The 21,862-nt window shown below is 44.7% G+C and carries 16 protein-coding genes; 4 read left to right on the forward strand and 12 right to left on the reverse strand.

What is annotated here, in order from left to right; translation table 11 throughout:
• Window positions 1-133 precede the first annotated feature (133 nt).
• Window positions 134-988: a MurR/RpiR family transcriptional regulator gene (locus tag R7093_RS12710; RefSeq protein ID WP_005378021.1), complete on the forward strand. Its 855-nt coding sequence runs from the start codon at window positions 134-136 to the stop codon at window positions 986-988.
• 76 nt (window positions 989-1,064) lie between these two features.
• Here R7093_RS12710 and R7093_RS12715 read toward each other — a convergent pair whose 3' ends face one another.
• A complete protein-coding gene (locus R7093_RS12715) occupies window positions 1,065-2,309 on the reverse strand; it encodes an iron-containing alcohol dehydrogenase (RefSeq protein ID WP_047100729.1) in 1,245 nt (414 codons plus the stop codon).
• Between the two features lie 377 nt (window positions 2,310-2,686).
• Between R7093_RS12715 and R7093_RS12720 the strand changes: the two genes are divergently transcribed.
• The gene (locus R7093_RS12720; protein ID WP_318146681.1) at window positions 2,687-2,953 is read left to right on the forward strand and encodes a GrxA family glutaredoxin; all 267 of its coding nucleotides are present in this window, start codon (window positions 2,687-2,689) and stop codon (window positions 2,951-2,953) included.
• A 175-nt stretch (window positions 2,954-3,128) separates the two neighbouring features.
• The gene (locus R7093_RS12725; RefSeq protein ID WP_005378028.1) at window positions 3,129-4,811 is read left to right on the forward strand and encodes an aspartate:alanine antiporter; all 1,683 of its coding nucleotides are present in this window, start codon (window positions 3,129-3,131) and stop codon (window positions 4,809-4,811) included.
• Window positions 4,812-4,889: 78 nt separating this feature from the next.
• On the opposite strand, the gene fabV is transcribed toward R7093_RS12725, so the two are convergent.
• The 8 genes from fabV to R7093_RS12765 all read right to left on the reverse strand — a co-directional run bounded on the left by fabV (window position 4,890) and on the right by R7093_RS12765 (window position 17,250).
• On the reverse strand, window positions 4,890-6,092 hold the full coding sequence (fabV, locus tag R7093_RS12730; protein ID WP_047100730.1) for an enoyl-ACP reductase FabV: 1,203 nt from the start codon (window positions 6,090-6,092) through the stop codon (window positions 4,890-4,892).
• Window positions 6,093-6,266: 174 nt separating this feature from the next.
• Complete coding sequence (locus R7093_RS12735; protein WP_017634878.1) at window positions 6,267-8,549, reverse strand: acyl-CoA dehydrogenase; 2,283 nt, start codon at window positions 8,547-8,549, stop codon at window positions 6,267-6,269.
• Between the two features lie 71 nt (window positions 8,550-8,620).
• Complete coding sequence (locus tag R7093_RS12740; protein WP_005378033.1) at window positions 8,621-9,256, reverse strand: TetR/AcrR family transcriptional regulator; 636 nt, start codon at window positions 9,254-9,256, stop codon at window positions 8,621-8,623.
• A 718-nt stretch (window positions 9,257-9,974) separates the two neighbouring features.
• The gene (gene nhaA, locus R7093_RS12745; RefSeq protein WP_005378034.1) at window positions 9,975-11,126 is read right to left on the reverse strand and encodes a Na+/H+ antiporter NhaA; all 1,152 of its coding nucleotides are present in this window, start codon (window positions 11,124-11,126) and stop codon (window positions 9,975-9,977) included.
• Window positions 11,127-11,456: 330 nt separating this feature from the next.
• The gene (locus R7093_RS12750) at window positions 11,457-12,581 is read right to left on the reverse strand and encodes a lipocalin-like domain-containing protein (protein ID WP_047100732.1); all 1,125 of its coding nucleotides are present in this window, start codon (window positions 12,579-12,581) and stop codon (window positions 11,457-11,459) included.
• Complete coding sequence (locus R7093_RS12755; RefSeq protein ID WP_047100733.1) at window positions 12,581-15,034, reverse strand: ABC transporter permease; 2,454 nt, start codon at window positions 15,032-15,034, stop codon at window positions 12,581-12,583. The genes R7093_RS12750 and R7093_RS12755 overlap by 1 nt, the downstream gene beginning before the upstream one ends.
• On the reverse strand, window positions 15,015-15,686 hold the full coding sequence (locus tag R7093_RS12760; protein WP_005378040.1) for an ABC transporter ATP-binding protein: 672 nt from the start codon (window positions 15,684-15,686) through the stop codon (window positions 15,015-15,017). The genes R7093_RS12755 and R7093_RS12760 overlap by 20 nt, the downstream gene beginning before the upstream one ends.
• 187 nt (window positions 15,687-15,873) lie before the next feature.
• Window positions 15,874-17,250, reverse strand: a complete 1,377-nt coding sequence (locus tag R7093_RS12765; protein WP_047100734.1) for an MATE family efflux transporter — start codon at window positions 17,248-17,250, stop codon at window positions 15,874-15,876.
• Window positions 17,251-17,344: 94 nt separating this feature from the next.
• Here R7093_RS12765 and R7093_RS12770 point away from each other — a divergent pair, with 94 nt between their 5' ends.
• The gene (locus tag R7093_RS12770; protein WP_047100735.1) at window positions 17,345-18,796 is read left to right on the forward strand and encodes a DUF2867 domain-containing protein; all 1,452 of its coding nucleotides are present in this window, start codon (window positions 17,345-17,347) and stop codon (window positions 18,794-18,796) included.
• 30 nt (window positions 18,797-18,826) lie between these two features.
• On the opposite strand, the gene R7093_RS12775 is transcribed toward R7093_RS12770, so the two are convergent.
• The 3 genes from R7093_RS12775 to rsuA all read right to left on the reverse strand — a co-directional run bounded on the left by R7093_RS12775 (window position 18,827) and on the right by rsuA (window position 21,829).
• On the reverse strand, window positions 18,827-19,489 hold the full coding sequence (locus tag R7093_RS12775; RefSeq protein ID WP_047100736.1) for a DUF2913 family protein: 663 nt from the start codon (window positions 19,487-19,489) through the stop codon (window positions 18,827-18,829).
• Window positions 19,489-20,691, reverse strand: a complete 1,203-nt coding sequence (locus R7093_RS12780) for a Bcr/CflA family multidrug efflux MFS transporter (protein ID WP_017820848.1) — start codon at window positions 20,689-20,691, stop codon at window positions 19,489-19,491. The genes R7093_RS12775 and R7093_RS12780 overlap by 1 nt, the downstream gene beginning before the upstream one ends.
• A 436-nt stretch (window positions 20,692-21,127) precedes the next feature.
• Complete coding sequence (gene rsuA, locus R7093_RS12785; protein WP_033905117.1) at window positions 21,128-21,829, reverse strand: 16S rRNA pseudouridine(516) synthase RsuA; 702 nt, start codon at window positions 21,827-21,829, stop codon at window positions 21,128-21,130.
• Between the last annotated feature and the right edge of the window lie 33 nt (window positions 21,830-21,862).

Genomic DNA, 21,862 nt, shown 5'->3' on the forward strand with positions numbered 1-21,862 from the left:
TGATTGAAGATCAGGTTTATACTGATTCTATGGCGCTGGTTGTTTTCGTTAACGCCCCACTCTACTCCGGAATCTTCGTGTTTCCTTTCGTTAGCAGAGCCAGCGAGTTGTTCTCTATACCCTCGTGAACACTATGAATACATTAGAAAAAATTCAAAAAAACCTGGAGAATTTCAGTAAGTCAGAGCGCAAAGTTGCGGAAGTAATTATGGCGTCTCCACAAACTGCAATTCATTCAAGCATTGCAACGCTGGCTAAAATGGCCGACGTTAGTGAGCCCACTGTAAACCGCTTCTGTCGTCGTCTGGACACCAAGGGCTTTCCAGATTTTAAGCTTCACTTGGCACAGAGCCTAGCCAACGGCACCCCTTACGTTAACCGTAATGTGGAAGAAGACGATGGCCCAGACGCGTACACCCATAAGATTTTCGAATCGACGATGGCGTGTTTAGATGTCGCGAAAAATAGCCTAGATCCAATGCAAGTGAACCGTGCGGTCGATTTGCTAACGCAAGCGAAGCGCATTTCATTCTTTGGCCTTGGTGCATCATCTTCTGTTGCCCGAGACGCACAAAACAAGTTTATTCGCTTTAATATTCCAATTACTTGTTTTGAAGATATTGTTATGCAGCGCATGAGTTGTATCAACTGCAGTGATAATGATGTTGTGGTTCTTATTTCTCATACCGGTCGAACAAAGAGTCAGGTAGAAATAGCGAACCTTGCTCGTGAAAATGGCGCAACGGTTATTGCGATTACAGCGAAGGATTCTCCTCTAGAAAAGGCAAGCTCGCTGGCCATCACGCTCGATATTCCAGAAGATACCGACGTTTACATGCCAATGGCAAGCCGAGTTGTACAAATGACAGTGATTGATGTGCTAGCAACTGGCTTCACTCTTCGCCGTGGTACAGGTTTCCGTGAGAACCTAAAACGCGTAAAAGATGCGTTGAAAGACAGTCGCTATGACAAACTAAGCCAGTACTAAGCACTAAAGCTTAGTCAATACTTTATCTAGGGGAGCTCAAGGCTCCCCTTTTGTTTTAATGCTGCTAAGGGAGCAATCACCCTAAGTCGTTGACACTCGATAAGTCCGTTCTTGATTCCAGTACTTCAACAGAACTGACATGTTGTGCACTCTCAGCTGCGCACTCTCCGCTACAATCACAGACTTGCTGTAATATGTGTATCAAACGTTCCTGATTAAGAGGTAAAGGATTCCCTTTGATTGCCATTGATTTAAGCGCATCATTCGCCACTTGCTCAAAAGAGGTTTGGCATACTCCAAATTGAGCCAGTAGCGGTAACGCTAACTTATCTAGCACCATATTTACCCAAAGAATTCCATCGTGTTCGTTAGCATTTACTCGCTCAGTGACTAATTGGGCCAGCTTGCGATAACGACTTATCACATCATTCCTACCCGCGAGTTTAGCGGCGTTAATGTTCTCCTGCATCACGTGCGGAGCTAGGCGAGCCGTAATAACGCTATGGGGGGCGTCTAACTTGCCTCCTAACGCCGATGCTAACCCATGAGCGGCACCTAATTTGGCATTAGTAATCGCCATACCACCAAGCAATGCAGCGAACGATAAATCAGAGCGCGCCTTATGATTATCTTGCTTACAAGCGGCAATCACTGAACGGCTTAAACGGCGTAGCCCCTCTTCGCAGACCATATCAGTAAGAGGGTTTGGCTCACCACACACATACGCTTCCATTAAATGAGTGAACGCATCCATTGCGCCACGTCCAGATGTGTATTGGTCGGTCCCGTAAGTAAGTGTCGGGTCTACAATGGCAACGTCTGCGAGCATATCAGGGCTTCGAAGACTCACTTTCACTTTATCTTGTCCAGATTTCAGCACAGCATTTCTGGTCACTTCTGAACCGGTGCTTGCTGTCGTAGGAATTGCAATAAAATGAAGAGGCTTTGCTTTTAAAGGGACGCTTCTTCCTACCACTTCTACGTAATCGTAAACATTGCCTTGATTGGGAATAATGGCAGCTAAGGCTTTGCCCATATCGATGACGCTGCCACCACCTATCGCAACCACCATATCAGGTTGGAATTTTCTACCGAGCACTGCGGTCTCTTCTACCATCGTGATGTATGGTTCACCAACGATAGCTACGTGCTGGTAACGCATATTTTGAGATTTAAGATATTGGATAATGGGGGCGGCTCGTTGGGTATCCTGCCCAGTGACCAGCAAAACACTGTAGCCAAATTGGTTAATAACGGATAATGAAGATTGAAGTGCACCTTCACCAAATATAATCCTTGTTGCAGTCATAAACTGAAACATACACACCCTCCCAAAAGAATATCCCCAAATAACCTCTTGCCCTCTGATTTAACACTTATGTTAGAGTTGAAGTTATTTGCGTATAGCCAAAATAGATTGCTATTTTTTTAAACAAAAAAAATTGACCAATTCCACCTTGCCATCATTAACCCTTTAGAATGTATGTTTTTTATGCGTCACTTCACATACTTCAGAGCCGTAAAATAAGAACACGCGTTTAGTTTTTATTCGATAGATTTCACCTATAGAACCAAGAGGTAATTGCCACTTTATTTCCGTATCTGGATCGGGCATAGTTACTCCAACAAAAGAAAGCGTACTCAGCCGCTATGTTTTGTACGCTTTCAAAAAAGAATAGATTTAGGAGAAATAAGATTATGTTCGTTATTATCTTTGGTCGCCCTGCATGTCCTTTCTGTGTTCGTGCAAAAGAGCACGCAGAAACGCTAAAAGCAAAACGTGATGACTTCAACTACCGTTACGTTGATATTCACGCTGAAGGTATTTCTAAAGCAGATCTTGAGAAAACAGTTGGTAAACCAGTTGAAACCGTTCCTCAGATCTTTATCGACCAAGAGCATATCGGTGGCTGCGACGAGTTCGAAGCATACGCGAAAGAGCACCTAGGTCTATTTGACGAGTAATAAAGACTGTTTTCAAAAAAGCCGCTTCATGCGGCTTTTTTATTATTTTTCAGCTGGTTATTACGTTAAGTCAACTAATGGTAAAACCTAAAAAAATTCACTTATCTTTTTGCTATATTTAGTTACAATTCACAGTTCTTAATCTTTTTTGGCACACACTCTACCGAGCCACACAGTGAACATAGACGTCGTATACCTTCTTGAGCAAAACCCTATCCTTCTAATCTTCGTCGTATTAGCCATTGGCCTTGCCATCGGAAAAATTCGATTTGGCAAATTACAATTAGGCAACTCTATTGGCGTTCTTATTACCTCTTTGGTAATGGGCCACCTTGGTTTCTCATTTAATGCAGAAGCTTTAACCATTGGCTTTATGCTGTTTATCTACTGCGTTGGCATTGAAGCTGGACCAAACTTTTTTGGTATATTCTTCAGAGATGGTAAGCATTATTTTATTTTAAGCATGACTGTTCTCGTGTCTGCGGTCAGCTTAACGTATGGCTTGAGTCACTATTTCGGCCTCGATTTTGGCTTATCCGCCGGTATGATGGCAGGCGCATTGACCGCAACGCCAGTACTGGTTGGTGCACAAGATGCCCTTAACTCTGGCCTTGCGACTATACCGCGGAATATGGAATTTTCTCTGGTATTAGAAAATCTATCCGTAGGCTACGCGATGGCTTATCTGGTCGGCTTAATTAGCATGATCATGTTTGCTAAATTGTTGCCAAAACTGCAAAAACAAAACCTTTCTGATTCCGCGCAGCAAATCGCACAAGAGCGTGGCCTTGGAAATTCAAGCCAGAGAAAAGTGTATTTACCCATTATTCGAGCTTACCGAGTGGGCCCAGAGCTAATTGACTGGACTGATGGTAAAAACTTGCGAGAACTGGGTATTTATCGTCAAACTGGCTGTTACATTGAACGAATCCGTCGCAATGGTATTCTCGCCCACCCAGATGGTGATGCTATCTTGCAAGAGGGAGATGAAATTGCACTGGTTGGCTTCCCTGACAGCCATGCTCGCTTAGACCCTAGCTTCCGTAATGGTAAAGAAGTATTCGACCGTAACTTGCTTGATTTGCGCATCGTTGAAGAAGAAATCGTCGTAAAAAGTGACGCTATCGCTGGTAAGCGTTTATCGGATTTGAATTTGTCTGAGTTTGGCTGTTTCTTAAACCGCGTAGTTCGCGCTCAGATTGAAATGCCTATGGACTTAGACATTGTGCTCGCTAAAGGGGACGTCCTTCAAGTGAGCGGCGAGAAAAGCCGAGTACATGGACTGGCGGAAAAAATCGGTTTCATCTCGATCCACAGTCAAATGGCCGATTTGCTCGCTTTTTGTAGCTTCTTTATTTTGGGTATTCTGTTCGGCCTCATCACAATGACGTTCGGTCAGGTGTCTTTCAGTTTGGGTAATGCGGTGGGTCTTCTGTTGTCCGGTATTACGCTTGGTTTCTTACGAGCAAATCACCCTACTTTCGGTTATGTCCCACAAGGGGCGCTGAATATGGTCAAAGATCTAGGGTTAATGTTCTTTATGGTGGGAATTGGTCTAAGTGCAGGTGGAAAGATGTTCGAGCACCTAACGCAAGTAGGACCAAAAGTCATTGGTTTGGCATTTATTGTCAGTGTTGTGCCTGTGGTTCTGGCTTACTTAGTTGGCGCACACGTACTCAAGATGAACCGTGCCCTGCTCTTCGGTGCCATTATTGGCGCCCGTACTTGCGCTCCAGCTATGGATGTCGTTAACGACTACGCTAAGTCCACCATCCCAGCCCTTGGTTATGCGGGTACATATGCGATTGCGAATATTTTAATGACGCTAGCTGGTACGATTCTGATAATACTAAGTTAATACTCACTTTGACTATGAAATACAAAAAGGCGCTCAATGAGCGCCTTTTGTTTATTGATTATCTAGTCTGTGATTCGATTAGATTTGAATGAAGTCTGCTTCAACTGCTGGATTCACATCCGCTTCGTAATCTACGCCTTCAACGCCGAAACCAAATAGTTTCAAGAACTCTTCTTTGTACTCAACGTAGTCAGTCAGCTCTTTTAGGTTCTCAGTCGTAATTTGAGGCCATAGCTCACGACAGTACTGCTGAATGTCGTCACGAAGTTCCCAGTCATCCAGACGTAGGCGGTTCATCTCATCAACTTCTGCCGCGCTACCGTCTTCTTTGTATAGACGTTGGCTGAACATACGGTAGATTTGTTCCATACAGCCTTCGTGTACACCTTCTTCGCGCATTTTCTTGAATACCATTGCGATGTACAGTGGCATAACAGGAATTGCAGAACTCGCCTGAGTTACAACAGATTTAAGTACCGCAACATTGGCACTACCACCTGTTGCTGCTAACTTGTCGTTTAGCGCTTTCGCTGCACGGTCTAGGTCCATTTTTGCTTTACCTAGTGCACCATCCCAATAAATTGGCCAAGTTAGCTCAGTACCAATGTAGCTGTACGCGACGGTCTTACAACCTTCAGCAAGAACACCAGCATCAGACAACGCATTGATCCAAAGTTCCCAATCTTCACCGCCCATTACCGTGACAGTGTCTTTGATTTCTTCTTCTGTTGCAGGCTCAACGCTAGCTTCGATGATCACATCTTTGTTGGTATCAACAGCCGTTGATGTGTAAGTTTCACCGATAGGTTTAAGAGATGAACGAACTAATTCACCAGTTTCTGGCATTTTACGTACTGGAGATGCCAGTGAGTAAACCACCATATCGATTTGACCTAAGTCTTCTTTGATCAGCTCGATAGTTTTCTGTTTCGCTTCATTTGAGAAAGCGTCGCCGTTTAAGCTTTTTGCGTACAGACCTTCTTCACGCGCTAGCTTTTCAAAAGCAGCGGCATTGTAAAAACCTGCTGTACCTGGCTTCTTCTCAGTACCTTCTTTTTCGAAGAAAACACCGATAGTTGATGCACCGCCACCAAATGCCGCAGCGATACGAGAAGATAGACCGTAGCCACTTGATGCACCAACAACAAGAACACGCTTAGGTGCGTTTTTGATTGGACCTTGCGCTTTGGTGTACGCAATTTGTTCTTTTACGTTAGCTTCACAACCAACAGGGTGCGTTGTAGTACAGATAAATCCACGAATTCTAGGTTTGATGATCATATTCAACTTCCTTTAAAAAACCTTGTTAGGATAAAAGTTTCGTTGGGATTTCGCATCTAATTTCTGTAAAAATGCTCTTAAAAGGCAAGTGGTTGGAGCACTATCCCACCATCCACTCCCCAAGAATACAAAAAAGCACCTCATTGAGGTGCTTTTCTTAACATTAGTTGTCTATTATGCCGCCGGATTCAACTGCGACTTTTTTGGGCTATGAGTTCGCACTTCAGAAAAGTCATGACTAAAGTGGTCAACTTGAATCGCCTTGTAGCGCAATTTATCTGCAGCCATGATTTGATCAATTTCTTGCTCAGTTAACACGCCTGCTTCAAATGCTTGCTGCAAACGGTCATGCAGCAGACCTTTACGAGCCACTTTACCATCCTTCGCAGCCTTCATAAGTTTACGCTCCAAAGGTTTAATGTCGTACATTGCAAGGAATGCATTCTCCATTAAGCCTACGCTGTCATCCTCTGATTTTCCGATGTAGCACAGATGCGTGAGGCGATCACGTTGCGCGCCTGGCGTCATCATCGCTTCAGCCAAATTCACACACAGCTCATCACTTGGCTTATTGAAATGATTACCAAGCGGGAACAATAGCCCCTTAAGCACACCGCCAACGTATTTCACAGGGAAGTTGGTGTAAGCCTCATTTAATGACTTAGAAGCGTTATACAAACAGTGTTGAACAGCGTAATGAACGAAGTCTAGATCGCCTTGTTGACGGCCTTCATCTTCATACTTTTTCAAGGCAGCAGATGCCATGTATAGATAGCTTAATCCATCACCCAAACGTGCGGAGATCATTTCTTTACGCTTCAAGTCTCCACCTAAGGTTAACATCGCAAAGTCTGCACTTACTGCAAGTGCACGACTGAGACGAGTAATGTCTTTGTAGTATTGCTGCGTTGGGCCACTCATGTGCGCGTTAACAAATCGAGAACCAGTTAGTGCTGCACCAAATGCACCGAATGTATTACCGAGCGCGTGCTTGATGTGTTTAAAGAGTAAGTTGTCAAATTCTTTCGCACCTTGTTCAGAATCTGGATTCGCCGCTGCTTCCATTTCTTTTAGAACATATGGGTGACATCGAGTCGCACCTTGACCAAAAATCATCAGGTTACGAGTCAGAATATTCGCGCCTTCAACGGTGATAGCAACCGGGATACCAAGGTAATGTTTAGCAAGATAGTTCATTGGGCCATCTTGAATCGCACGACCCGCATGGATATCAAACGAATCATTTAGAATGGTACGCGCGATTTCCGTCATGTGGTACTTGGCAATCGCGGTTACAATCCCAGGTTTTTCTTTCATATCGAGAGAAGTCGTCGTTAGCGTACGCGTCGCTTCTAGTAGGTAAGTAAGACCACCAATGCGCCCCATTGCTTCTGCAACACCTTCAAACTTACCGATCGACATTCCAAACTGTTTACGCACGTAAGCATAAGCACCTGTTGTACGTGTAGTAAGGTGACCAATCGCTGTGCCAAGCGCTGGAAGAGAGATACCACGACCAGCAGAAAGACACTCAACCAGCATACGCCAACCTTTACCTGCGTAATCAGCGCCACCGATCAACCAGTCCATAGGGATGAAGACATCTTCACCACGAGTTGGGCCATTCATGAACGCAGACCCCAGAGGATCATGGCGCTCGCCTATCTCGACACCTTCATGGTCAGCGGGAATCAACGCACATGTAATGCCAACCTCTTTCTTGTCTCCAAGTAGCCCTTCAGGATCTTGCAGTTTAAATGCTAACCCGAGCACTGTCGCAACTGGCGCAAGCGTGATGTAGCGTTTATTCCAACTAACTCGCACGCCAAGCACTTCTTTGCCTTCATGGGTGCCGTAACAAACTACGCCTTGATCAGGTATGCCACCCGCATCAGAACCCGCTTCAGGGCCAGTTAGGGCGAAACAAGGGATGTCTGTACCATCAGCTAAACGAGGCAACCAGTAATCTTTTTGCTCTTGCGTACCATAGTGCGATAGCAGCTCACCAGGACCAAGAGAGTTCGGTACCATTACCGATACTGCGGTACTGATACTTCGAGTCGCAATACGAGAAACAATGGTTGAGTTCGCCAAAGCGGAAAATTCACGACCACCATATGCTTTCGAGATGATCAAAGAGAAAAATCGCTCTTTACGTAGGTACTCCCATACTTCAGGCGGTAAATCCCTGTCTTCTTTGACAATCTTCTGGTCATCAAGCATTTCTAGCAGGGTTTCAAGCTCATTATCCATAAATGACTGCTCTTCTGCCGTCAGTGTAGGCGTTGGATAATGATGCAATGTTGTGAAGTTTGGCTTGCCTGAGAATAGTTCGGCATCCCACCATACACTACCCGCTTCCATCGCCTCTTTCTCGGTGCTAGACAGAGGTGGCAATACTTTTTTGAACACTTTAAAAGCCGGGTCACTAATCCATTTTCTTCGTAGAGAGCTCATAGTTCAGATCCTTTTGTTCACGTAACCGCTCTGGGTATAATCTTATTATTGGTTTAACTTTCTTATTTGTCTTATGCCAACTGCTTTGCTGACATTCCTGCTGACAAATATGGAATCAGTAAATCGACGACAGATTTCACATCGACTTCCTTTTCAAACTTACTTTCTGCCAGCTCCGAAAGAGCCTGGCTTGAAGCCATCGTAAATACACAGGTTCCTAACGTGAAGTGCAGTCGCCAAAACAACTGTTCTTCACATAGTTCCGGGTTCGCCTTCATTATCGAGAAAGTGAAAAGGTTCAGTACCTCTTCGTATCTGGTGGTAATGAACCAGCGTAGATGACCTTGAACGTCTGTATAACCGCGGCCAATTAACAACATAAATAGCGCAGTACCATTTGGGCGTACATCATTTAATGTACGTAAAGGTAATCGCAATGACTCAAAGACATCGTCCATGTTGTAGCTATCGCGCGTGTTTAACTCAATTAATGAAGTCTTAATGCTCGGCATTAGCGCTTCTAAATACCTATCTAAAACCGCTCTAACCAGCGTTTTTTTATCGCCAAAGTGATAGTTTACCGATGCTAAGTTAACGTTAGCTTTACCTGTTATCGTTCTTAGCGAAGTATCATTAAAGCCATGTTCAGCAAAGAGTCCTTCTGCGACATCGAGTATTTTTTCTTTTGTTGATGTTCTCGGGGCCATTTTAATCACTCGTATTAAACAACTGTTTGAAAATATACTCCCGAAACTTAAGATTAACAAATGATTAACATCACACTTTAACCAATTGGTCTGACCAGACTGTAAAAGGGGTGATCTAATCTTTTGAAATTCAATCGAATACTCCAGTGAAGCTTGTCAGAAGAAAACGATCAAATTTCTCAGTCCATCGCAATTGAAACGCTAACAATAGCCATGGCGGCTCGGAGTGAGCGACGAGAGTATGAAATACATCTTCGGTTCTAGGGGAGATAAAATGAGAAACACAGAAGTTAGTAACTTCGCCAAGTTGGTAATCCATCTCGATTTTTCTATTACTTTCGGGTGTGTAAGAAGCTAGAAAGCATTAAGTAGAAATTTTTTGAAAAAAAAATGGAACTGTTTGGAAAAGGCTCGGTCTGAATATACGTAACAGTTAGGGCATTTGAAGTTTCACTGGCCGTCAAACTTGTTTCCATCTAATTGTTACGTTGCTGCTTTTTTCTTATTAACTCCTATGTTTGTATCCGCCCAGTCAAATTTTCGGCTGGGCTTTTTTTCGCCTATAGATTTACCAAGCGCCTCTTTCGATGATTTGCCCTAACTCCATAAGCTAGACCTTAGTTGGTCACAAAAGTAATCACCCTGAAGTGGTTGATGTGCCGATCTGCAGATATAAAAAAGCCTCCCGAATGGGAGGCTTCATTAAACAGTGTGTATCTTACGCTTGCGCTTTCTTAGGCAAAGAAAAGTGCAGTAACGCGTAGCCAAGTAACGCGGCTGTCGTCGAGCCCATTAAGATACCTAGTCGAGCATAGGTATCAAACTCAGGGCTTACATTTCCAAACGCTAAAGAGGAAATGAATATAGACATTGTAAAACCGATACCACACAACACAGAGACCGCAAAGATATGCTTGAAGTTAATGCCTTCAGGTAACTTAGCTACACCCATTTTCACAGCAGCCCAACTAAAGGTGAAGATACCTAGAGGCTTACCAACCAGTAGCCCCAAAGCAATACCTAATGGCAGCATTGAAGTTAGGCCTGACATCGATACGCCTTCTAGCGAAATCCCCGCATTTGCAAATGCGAATAGAGGTAAGATACCAAATGCCACGTATGGATGAAGTGCATGCTCCATGTGCTTAAGTGGGGAATGTTCGCCCTGTTTACCCTTAAGAGGAATAGCAAAGCCGATCACTACGCCTGCAAGTGTTGCGTGAACACCAGATTTAAGTACCGCAAACCATAAGATCGCGCCGACTATCATGTATGGCGTCAGTTTCGTTACTTCCTTCGCATTCAACATGAACAGGACACCAGTCATGATGAAGCCAACAAGCAGCGCCATGCTAGAAAGATCACCTGTGTAAAACAGTGCAATAATAACAACCACGCCTAAATCGTCGATGATAGCGAGAGCTAACAAAAATACTTTAAGGCTTACTGGTACGCGCTTACCTAGTAGCGCCATGATACCTAGAGCAAATGCAATATCCGTCGCAGCTGGAATGGCCCAGCCAGAAACCGCCTCTGGGTCGTTAGCATTAAACGCAACGTAAATAAGAGCAGGGGCTAACATACCACCAACCGCTGCAATCGCAGGGAAAATTGCGGTTTCTTTTGATTTTAGCGCTCCTTCAAGTAGCTCTCGCTTCACTTCAAGGCCAATAAGTAAGAAGAAAACAGCCATTAGGCCGTCATTAATCCAGTGAGAAACTGACATACCGAATACATAAGTATGCAGTACAGATTGATAAGTTTCGCCCAGCGGTGAGTTAGCAATGGTCATCGCAATTGCCGCTGCAATTACGAGAAGAATACCACCTGCTGATTCCATTTTGAAAAAGTCACGAATGACATCGTTCATGGTTTCGTCCTTATATTTATTATCTTAATAAACGATTAACAAAGAGTGATAAGAGTGTATAGCTGTCGAAAACTTTAGAATAATCGCTTCTTCAGAGTATAAACTTCGGTTTTTTCGATGTTAAGTTTACTATACATCGTATTTTCCAACATGACACTCAATTTTGATCGGAGTTCGTATTTGTTTTTGTCGCACCAAATATTTATCAAGATGATGAGAAAATCAGCATAACACGGCTTGTACCATCATGATAACCCCGTACTTTTGAGAAAAAGCTAGGAAGCTTCGCGCACTAAAAAACCACCCGTAGGGGGTGGTTTTCTTCACAACTCAATAGCCTGTCAGCTGCATAAAGCCCCAAGCCTCATTGGAGCCGGAAGCTAAAGTAGGCCCTTCCCAGTAAGGTATTACAAAGGGTAGCCACATATCTGACTTGATAATGCGGGTAGTCAAATTAATTTGATGCTTCGGAATATTGATAATCCACTGCAAAGGTAACCTTCTTCCATTGGATAAACTGGTCACTTGCATTGGTTTAATACTGATATCATCGTCTGAGAGGTTGATGACTTTACCTGAGCGTGTCGACAACGTGCCAAACACGTGCGGTGTTTGCCCATGGTGACGATAACGGCTAACAGTTAATGCTCGACCATCATCTAAATTGAAAACAAACCAATCCCAGCCTTGTTGCCCCTCACCAATTAAGCCGCTGCCCCACTCTTTTTGCGCCCAAGCAGAACCCGTCACTGAGAATCGCTTACCATTTAAGCTTAAGCTGCCTTTTACTTTTAAAAATGGAGCACTGAAGCTGAAAGAAGCAACAGATTGCAACGCATGTTTAACTTGGAAGCCTTTGTCTCCATTCACCACAAAGGGGCCGCTTGTCATGGTATTGAGCTCAAGTCCAAACGTATCAGTATTCACATTCAAGTTGCCCGGGAAAGGCGTCGCACCGAGTGATCGCCAAGTCCAATTATCAATCCATAACCTGAAAGGACGATTGATCATACCAGCTTGGCCTATCCCACCTCTAGCTATCCGTTGCTCTTTCCATACATGCGAGCCATGACTGACGACAACATGTGAAATGTACAATTGAGGGTTCTGCCAACCGCTGGTTTCTCGCTCGTCCGTCGCAACCCTGAAATAGCTCCATTGAACATTGTAGATCTTGCCTTGCTCATCTTTTAGCTTCGCAAAGTAGTGCCACCATTCATGCTGATACTCGGGATGAAAGCGAAAGTCTGAGGGTAAAGAGACATGCTCATTAGGTAGTACAGGCTCGAAAATCGTTTGATTTTCACGCGTTAAGATAGAATCAAGTTCGCTTTCTCGTGTTGCTGTCGCCTCTAACCAAAAAGTTGAGTAAAAAGCAGCCCCAGTCAGAAAAGCGAACGTAACAACAATGAGCGTTGAAACCAACAAGCGTTTTTTAGAGCCCATTTTTTTCATTACAACGCGTCCCTTAATGACTTCATCGGTGTACTTTTGATCATTCTAATAACAGGCAATGCGCCAGCAACCATGATGGCAAGCATCGCCCAAGCAATGGTTTGAGCATACTCCCATGGAATCGTTTGAAGCTCTAGAGACCAGCCAAATGATTGCTTAATTATAATATCAACGATCAAATGTGCGAGCACCAAGCCGAGCGGCACTGCAATAATCGCAGAAATGGCTCCGAAGACGAATAGCTGCAAACCACCTAATACGACAAGTTCTTTTCCGGACACACCCATACACCTTAATAAGGAAAAATGCCGCTGCCGTGAAAGTTCTCCTGCCAACGTCGCAAAGAATAAACCAAACACGGCAATAATCAGCGTGATATTGCCCAAGGTTCCCGCTATCGCAAAGGTATGATCAAACACTCTCATTGCTTGGCTATAAATATTACCGTTATCAAACACACGATCTTGCGGGAGACGGAATACATTCTCTAAGCGATTTTTCAGCCCTTCTCCATTGACGTTATCTTTTAATACGACGCCAAGACCAACATTACCCGTACCTGCAAATGCATACAGCCAATTCCGGTGCGACATCATCACCTGGTTATATGGGTTTCCATAATCGTAGTAAACGCCTACGACTTGCCAGTCACCACCAAGCGGTTCTTGCAAGTTAATGAAATCGCCAGGGCGGATATCCAGCTTCAAGGCCATCGACTCACTGACCATTAAGCTCTTGGTAGCGTGCAGTTGATACCAGTAATTTGGGACACCTAACTTGACGGTAAGTGAGTCTAACTCACCTTCAGAAGAGCCCGTACTCACAACTTGCAGAGCACCATGCTCGGTCGGCATATCTTTTTCCCAGCGCCACCAAACCGAGTTCACCTCTGGCTGATTCTGGAGCCATGCGCTCATCCTAGCGGCTGAATTGTTGGTCGGATAGATGTACACATCAGCGGCTAATCGCTGATTTAGCCACTTATCGGTTGTATCTCGAAAGCTTCCGACCATTGTTTCTACACCAATGTTTGCCGCCAGCGCTAACATAAACGCCATCGTAGCCACACCGCGATAGCTCATGCTGGCTGCTGCATCAGCAAAAAACCAACGGACACGAACCCATCGCATGGTATAAGAAAAACTTTGGAACATATGCCACATAATAAATGGCATAAACAACGCCACACTAACCAACATCAGAGCAATAATAGCAAAGCCGGTTTCTTGTGTTTTCGGCGCCTGATACACCGCTATTGCAGCGACACAAAACGCACATGCCGCAAGCGCCTGCCAAGAGAACTCTCTTCCAGCAAATCGCATTAGCGACAGTCGAGAAGAAAGGCGGATTGGTTGTGACTTCAACAAACGGATTAATGGCCACAGACACGATATCAACGCACCCATCGCTGCCATGATTAGACTGTATAAGCTAGATTGCCATGACCATCCTATGGTTAAGCCTACGTTGGCATCATACAAATCACTCAGGCTCGAAGACACTGCTGGGATAAGTTCATTTGCTAAGATCAAGCCAAAAAAGTTACCACACGCCCACGCAATAAAGACGAGCAAAGACAACTCTAGTAATAAAGCTTGCGCTAACTGTGTTCCGTTAACACCAGTCTGTCTCAAAATACCTACCAAACGTTGTCGCTGGATGAAAGACAGAGACATCGCTTGATAAAAAATAAACAACCCGACCAAAAACGACAGCATTCCCATCGCGGTGAGATTCATATGGAATGCGTTAGTTAGCGACTCAAGCTCTGTACGCGTATTCCTAACGAGCGTCATTCCGTTTGGCAGCATGTTTTTCAGTGCTATCAGCTTTTCCTCTGGCATTTCACCACAAGAAATCGCAGACAAACCTGAGCTCCGCTTGAGCATACGCAACAACGATATATCAGTAACCAGCCGAGTACCCGAAAGCATCTTGTCCTTATCTACTTGAATAGGCCCAAGACGGCTTCCGTCATTCATCTCAATGAAGTCCCCATCCTGCCAACTCATGTAAGCGGCCAAATCTTGACTAACAAGAATAGGATAAGGAGGCTTCATTAGTGATAAAACAGGCATCTCACCTAGCGATTTTCCTTGTTGTAGTGGGATCATCGCGACAGGATCTATCCCCACCAACATCAGGCTCATATCGGTCTTGGCATCTAGATGAAGCACGTCAAACGGTGCACATTGGTTAAACCCAGCTCGACGTAACTGAATATAGAAACCTTGAGGAATTTTATTGGCAGAGTGCTTCGTTCGGATTCGGTATGGCAAAGGATTAGAGAAAAGTTTTTCCCCAGTTGCATAACTTTGTTTTGCATGCTGGTTGATAGAAGTAACACCAACAAGGAGGGACACGCCTAAAGTTAATCCCAGCCAGACAAGAATAATTTGTAGAGGGTAACGACGGTAATGACCGAGTAGTGCCTTAACTACGGGCCATAACATGTAGCTGCCCTCCTTGAAGTCGAATCTTTCCTTCCATATGGGCGGCCACTTTTTCACTGTGCGTCACTAACAGCAAAGTACACTCCAATTGGCGAGCGAGACTCGTTAATAAGCGCATTACTGCTTCTGCGTTTCGCTCGTCTAGGCTACCAGTTGGCTCATCAGCAAGCAGGATTTTGGGTTCCATATAAAGGGCGCGAGCAATCGCCGCACGTTGTTGCTGACCACCAGACGCCTCTTCCGGATAACGTCCTAGCAATGGCATTAAGTCCAAAGCAGAAAGAATTTGACGCCACAACTCTTTATCTTCCGGCAGACCTTTTAACTGACGACAAAAACGAATATTGTCGGCAATATTAAGTGTAGGAAGCAGGTTGAATTGTTGGAAGATATTACCAATATTGTTGCGGCGATAAAGGGTTCTTAAATGCTCCGGTGCTTCATGCATAGCAAAATTTGGAAACTGCACTTCACCAGAGTCGGCAGTATCTAATCCGGCGATTAAATTCAGCAGAGTACTTTTACCCGAACCACTTTCTCCCATCAGAGCAACTTGGTCGCCTTGCTGCAATGTTAATTCTGCCCCTTGTAATACAGGGTGAAACTCTCCCCCGTCTACATAGCCTTTACATAGGTCTGACAGTTTTAACATTGATTATGCCGCTCGGATGGTGTTTAAAAATTGGGATCAGAATCTACACTAAAATCCTGTTAGTAGAAAGTATTTTGAATGCTTGATCACACTATGGAATTACAAATGCAACTCGATTCACTTTCTGTTGCTAATTTTGTTGACGTTTTGAGCAGATTTTTGCAGCCAAAATAAACTCTGTTCCTCCTTACTGGCCAATCAGGTTTTTCATCCATTTTCGGCTAACCATTCTTGGCAAGCAAATCGCCCACTTCACAACTTCTTCCGTCAAAAAGAGTAAGTAAACCCATTGTGGGTCCCAATTGAGATAAATCGCTGCAAATGCTGCGAGTGGAATCCCGATCACCCACTGCGCCAAGATGTCTTGATACAAACAAAACTTAACATCACCGCCCGCACGTAATACACCAACAATAGCCATCATCGGCACCGAGCGTAGCACGACACCCAACGCAAGAATCACCATAAACTGTTCAGCTAGCTCGCGAGTGTCCGTTGTCAGTGCACTAAACGCATTAAGGATCCATTGATTTGACACTATCAACAAGACGGCGACCACAAATGCGATAAGCACATTCAAAATGACCGTAGCCCATGCTTGATAATAAACGGGTTCAAAATTACGAGCGCCGAGCTGGTTCCCTACTAGAACTGCGGCCGCATTCGATAAACCAATCATCATAGCCAATGCGATCGACTCAACAGGTGTCATTACGGAAAGCGCCGCCAAACCTTGCACGCCTGCTTGCCCCATGATGGCGTGATAAGCAAACAACCCACCAGCCCACGCCAAGAAGTTAAATGTGGTTGGCAAAGAGAGGCTCAAGAAACGCGTAATTTTATCTAAGACCAATCCTGCGCGTATATCATCCCAGCCAAATGCGATTATGTGTTTTTTCAACCATAGATAACCAAACAAGCAACCTACTTCGATCGCGCCACTGATTACCGTTGCGATCGCTGCTCCCGTAATACCCAAAGCAGGAAAGCCTAATTGACCAAAAATTAAAACCCAGTTAAGAAAAACATTAGATAAAATGCCTATACCACTAAAAAAAGTGCTTAAGCCTGGTTGGTGCATCGCCCTTAGGCCCACCGACATACTGGCCACACATGCAACAGCAAACATGCTAACCGACGAAATAATGAGATAGCTGGCCCCTAGCTCAATCACTTCTTGTGAATCGGTAGTCAAACTCATGATGGGCTGTGGAAAAACAACAAACAAAGCAACAGCAATCGCAGCAAACATCATTGCGATCATCCATGTTAAAGCGGTACTGCGACGCACCCCAACTTTATCGCCCCCCCCCCAATATTGAGCGGTTAACAACGCACCGCCCGTTGTCACCCCAACTAACATGATGGTGGTGACGAAAGTCGCGCGCGCAGCAACTCCAACAGCGGCAATTTCAGCTTCACCAAGTTGACCAAGCATAAGAACATCGACGAGGCTTCTGCTAGAAAACATCATGCTTTGCAGTGTAATTGGTAACGCGATTGCAAATAAACGACGTAAGAATGCTTTATCTGCGTGTATTGAGAGTTGAGAAAGAAAAGTCACAAGCACTCCAACGACAACTTATTGATAGAATGGGGAAAGTGTCTCATGATTATACTCTGTGGTGTTTATTCCACCAACGATAAAAGGACAGATAATGAAAAAGGTGTTGGTGCTAGGCGCCTCGGGTTACATTGGCTCTCAACTTCTTCCGTTACTTTTAGATAAAGGTTACGCCGTCACAGCAGCGGCGCGACATATTGATTATTTAGAGTCAAGAACTCAGCCTCACCCTAATTTAACGTTAAGGTATCTCGACTTGGCTGACGCAGAGACCACAAAGGCTGTAGTGAACGATTTTGATTTAGTCTTTTTTCTCGTGCACGGGATGGCTCAAGGTGATGACTTTGTTGAGTACGAACTAAACCTTGCTTTGAACTTCAAATATGCGTTGGAACAAAGCTACGTCGAGCATGTTGTATATTTGAGTGCCATTCAACCTCAAACCGGAAACTCTCGCCATTTAGCCGCTCGTAAAGCCACGGGAAAAATAATTCGACAGTCTGGTGTTCCAGTAACTGAATTGCGTGCTGGCGTTATCATCGGTCCCGGCTCTGCCGCTTTCGAAATCATGCGTGACTTTGTCTACAACTTACCTATTTTGATCGCGCCTAAATGGGTCGACTCAAAAGCGAACCCTATTGCCTTGCCCAATCTCAACCACTATTTGTTGAAGTTAGCAGAAGCCCCCTCTCCAGAAGAAAGTCAAATTTATGAAGTTGGTGGGCCAGATACACTTAGCTACCGCGAACAGTTCAAAGTCATTTGCCGAATCACGAACAAGCCGTATCGACTGTGGTCGACCCCGCTACTTACTCCGAAAATGGCATCGTACTGGCTAGGTTTAGTTACCTCAGTGCCAACTAGTATCGGTAAAGCATTACTTGCGGGCTTAGAGCACGACTACATTGCAGACTCCAAAGCGATTGAAGAACGATTTCCTCAAACGCTGATCAGCTACGAGCAAGCGGTAACTGATACCATTCAAGGTGAAGGCACATTTGTACGCAGTAATGTCTGGGGGTTTGAACCCGCAGCGCTTCGTCGATGGCAACCAGGATATGGCTATTACCCAAAACAAGCTGGAGCGAGCATTAAAACTCATGCCTCCGCTGCGGCATTATGGAAAGTGGCGCAAAAGATCGGGAGTCGCGAAAAAGGCTATTACTTTGCCAACATCTTGTGGCGTACACGTGAATGGCTCGATATCTTTTTTGGTGGCGGAAAACCGATTCGCGTTTCTCCTCCAGGACCAGAGCTTAAAGTCGGTGATTTTATTGACTCTTGGAAAGTGATTCGCTGCGATAATAATCAGTTTCTTTCACTGTTTTTTGGTATGAAAGGCCCAGGCCTTGGGCGTTTAGAAATTACCATCAAAGATCTCGGTGACGAACGAGAGCTGGATATTACCGCCTGGTGGCACCCGCAAGGGTTTCTTGGACTGCTTTATTGGTTTGCAATGATGCCAGCCCATCTTTTCATATTTAAAGGCATGGTCAAAGCCATCGCGAAAGAAGCAAACCGTTTAGAAAACAAAAAGCCCCAATAACAGGGGCTTCTAAACACTCAAAATGTCACTTTAGTCAGCTTTGAACGAGAGTGGAATTTCGGCTAACTGGTTGCCTTCGTTTGCTGGAAAAATAAGGTACTCGCCATGGTATTTCACCATCGATTTGTAGTCTGTTACCTTATGAACCATAAAGCCCGCTTGCGCTGCTTTCTCAACAAACTCAGCATGATTGCCACGCACAAACCAACTCATTGGCTTTACGAGCAACTCGCCATCAAAACAGCTTTCGCATTGGTCTGCACATAACGCTAAAGAGTTTTGACCTTCAGTGAAGATTTGTACTTTGCCGCACCCAATCAGTTGCTCAGACGTTGAGACTTCCCAGCCTGCTTGCTCCATCAAATCAAGAAAAGACTCAATATCTGAATCTTTGAACACTTTGGAGTCTTCACCTTCAGGGAAGAATTGCGCATAAAAAGCGGAAATACGTTTAAAGATAAACAACAAACCAGCATCGTTCCCCTTTGAGCGACCGGCTTTTTGCCAACGCGTTAAGTCATCGCCCACCGTACGTCCGAAACGTTGTGATTTTAGCGCCTTTGTTACCCAACGCACTAAATAATGGTTATTCGCAACAGGGACATTGGCTAACTTACCTGAGCGATGCTCTTGATCTAACTCTTCAAGTGCTGAGTTAACCAAGTTTTGAATTTCTTTGGTGTAATTCGACATTACGCCTTTCTTCCTAAAGTCCAATAAAACAGTGCTGAAAGCACAGAACAAGCAAACATCACGATGATCATCGGCCAAGCAACATTCCCGGGCAGTGATGCCACCAGCGCACCAACCAATGAACCGATACCGAATCTTAATGTCCCCGCTAGAGACGACGCCGTACCCGCCATTGATGGGTAACCACTTAAAAGCAGCGCCATCGCGTTACTACCTATCGTCGACAATGTACCGATAAACAGCACAACAAAAGGCACAATGCCCCATAATCCGAAGTCCATTAACCAACTTACGAATAAACCAATCCCCGCCAAAAGTTGCACGAACAACCCAAAACGAAGCATGGCATGGGAACCAACTTTCTTCACCAAGCGACCATTAATACTGGTCATGATGATCATCGCCACAATGTTCAAACCAAATAGGTAACCAAAGTGGTCTGGTCGAACACCATATAAATCAATATAAACAAACGAACCCGCCGTCAAAAATGCAAACATTCCGGAAAATGAAAACGCACCTGAGAGCATCAAACCGATCGCTTCAGGATTGGAGCATAATCTGGCGTAGTTTCTCAGCGTCGTGCGGAAACGAAGCGGCTGACGATTTTCAGGCTGTAACGTTTCAGGGATTTTCCAAAGTACGAGAAAAATCACAACTACAGCGAAAATAGCTAATACCCAAAAAATGGAACGCCAACCAAACCAAATCGCGAGATGGCCACCGATCATCGGTGCCACCAACGGCGCAATAGTAATGACCAGAGTAACGAAGGACATTGCGCGTGCAAAGTCTTCACGGTCAAACATGTCACGCACGACGGCTTGGATAATGACCGCCGCTGCCGCGCCAGCAAAACCTTGTGCCGTACGTACATAGGTCAGCGCATCAATGCCATTTGTTGTCGCACTCACAACAGCAGCCAAGCCGAAGAAAAGTACGCCTAAAATCAACACAGGTCTGCGACCAAAGCTATCGGCAAGCGGCCCGTGAATTAACTGGCCGATCGCAAAACCCGCGGTATAAGCCGTCAACGTAATCTGAACCGCGCCAGGCGCGACCCCCAAATCTTTCGCAATTGTCGGCATCGCAGGCAAATACATATCGATCGCCAAAGGCGTCAAAGCACCAATCGCTCCTAGTACCAGAAACAATAGAAAACTGATTTGGGATTGCGGAGCACTTTGAGCTTTTTCTGTCATTCTTTTACCTCTTGTTGGAGCCCTACCGTCAATACTTGCAGAACAAAGTGAAAATAACGGAAGTTCTCATATCGCTGAATGTAGAAGCCAAAAACCTGTTCTATCCAACGTTCGAGAATCATAAGGGCAAATATGTACCAAGGTGTGACCTTGACGAACTCGACATAGAAAAGCATGTGAAAGCGAAATGTGTTTATGGGAAACAAACACAATGCAGTAAAAATGATGGCGTTGACACCATCATTCCATTCACCGTAGCCGAAGGCTTTGCAATAAGAGTATGCATGCCTCAGCTAAATGCAAAGGCATATCACTGAGATGAGTAAGCACACCGGAATTGTCTAGGCACTAATTTTGGTAGGAAAATTTATTTTGAGCCAATCTCTACCAAAAGACTAGTTCCTATTAGGAACTAAAGAGTTTCCCATGCCGACAATTAATTCCAAATAGAATCAATTTCTTCTTGCGTGAGGTAGCGATAATCACCTGGTTCTAGTGCCTCATCAAGTTCGATAGAACCAATACGCTCACGATGTAAGTACTCAACTTTATTTCCTAACGCCGCGAACATACGTTTCACTTGGTGATACTTACCTTCCACGATAGTTAACAATACTTCATTCTCGGCCTCGTTCACGATTTCCAAACGAGCTGGCAATGTTGCTTCTGATTCATTGCGCAAAATGATGCCTTGTTCGAGCTTTTCCGCGTAATCTGGCTGAATAGCATCGACGAGCCAAACACGGTACGTTTTCTCACACTTATGCTTAGGTGAGGTAATACGATGAGACCACTTACCATCATCCGTAATCAATACTAAACCAGTTGTGTCGACATCTAATCGGCCCGCAAAGTGAAGGTTTTCAATTTTAGGCTCATCAAGCAATGCGAATGCAGTTTGGTTGTAGCCATCTTCATGTGAACAAACAAAGTCAGCAGGCTTATACAACATAATGTAACGAGGACCAGGAGCACCAATAACACGGTCTTCCCACATCACTTCCGCACCTTCAGGTACTTTAAATGCACCACTTTTTTGAACCTCACCGTCAACGGTGATGTCTCCACTTTTGATGATCTTTGTTGCCTGTTTGCGTGTTGCACCCAGAGCGTCACACAAATATTTATCTAAACGCATGAATACCTCATTGAATTATACCCAAGTGATCTC

Source organism: Vibrio sp. 1580 (genome assembly GCF_033340055.1).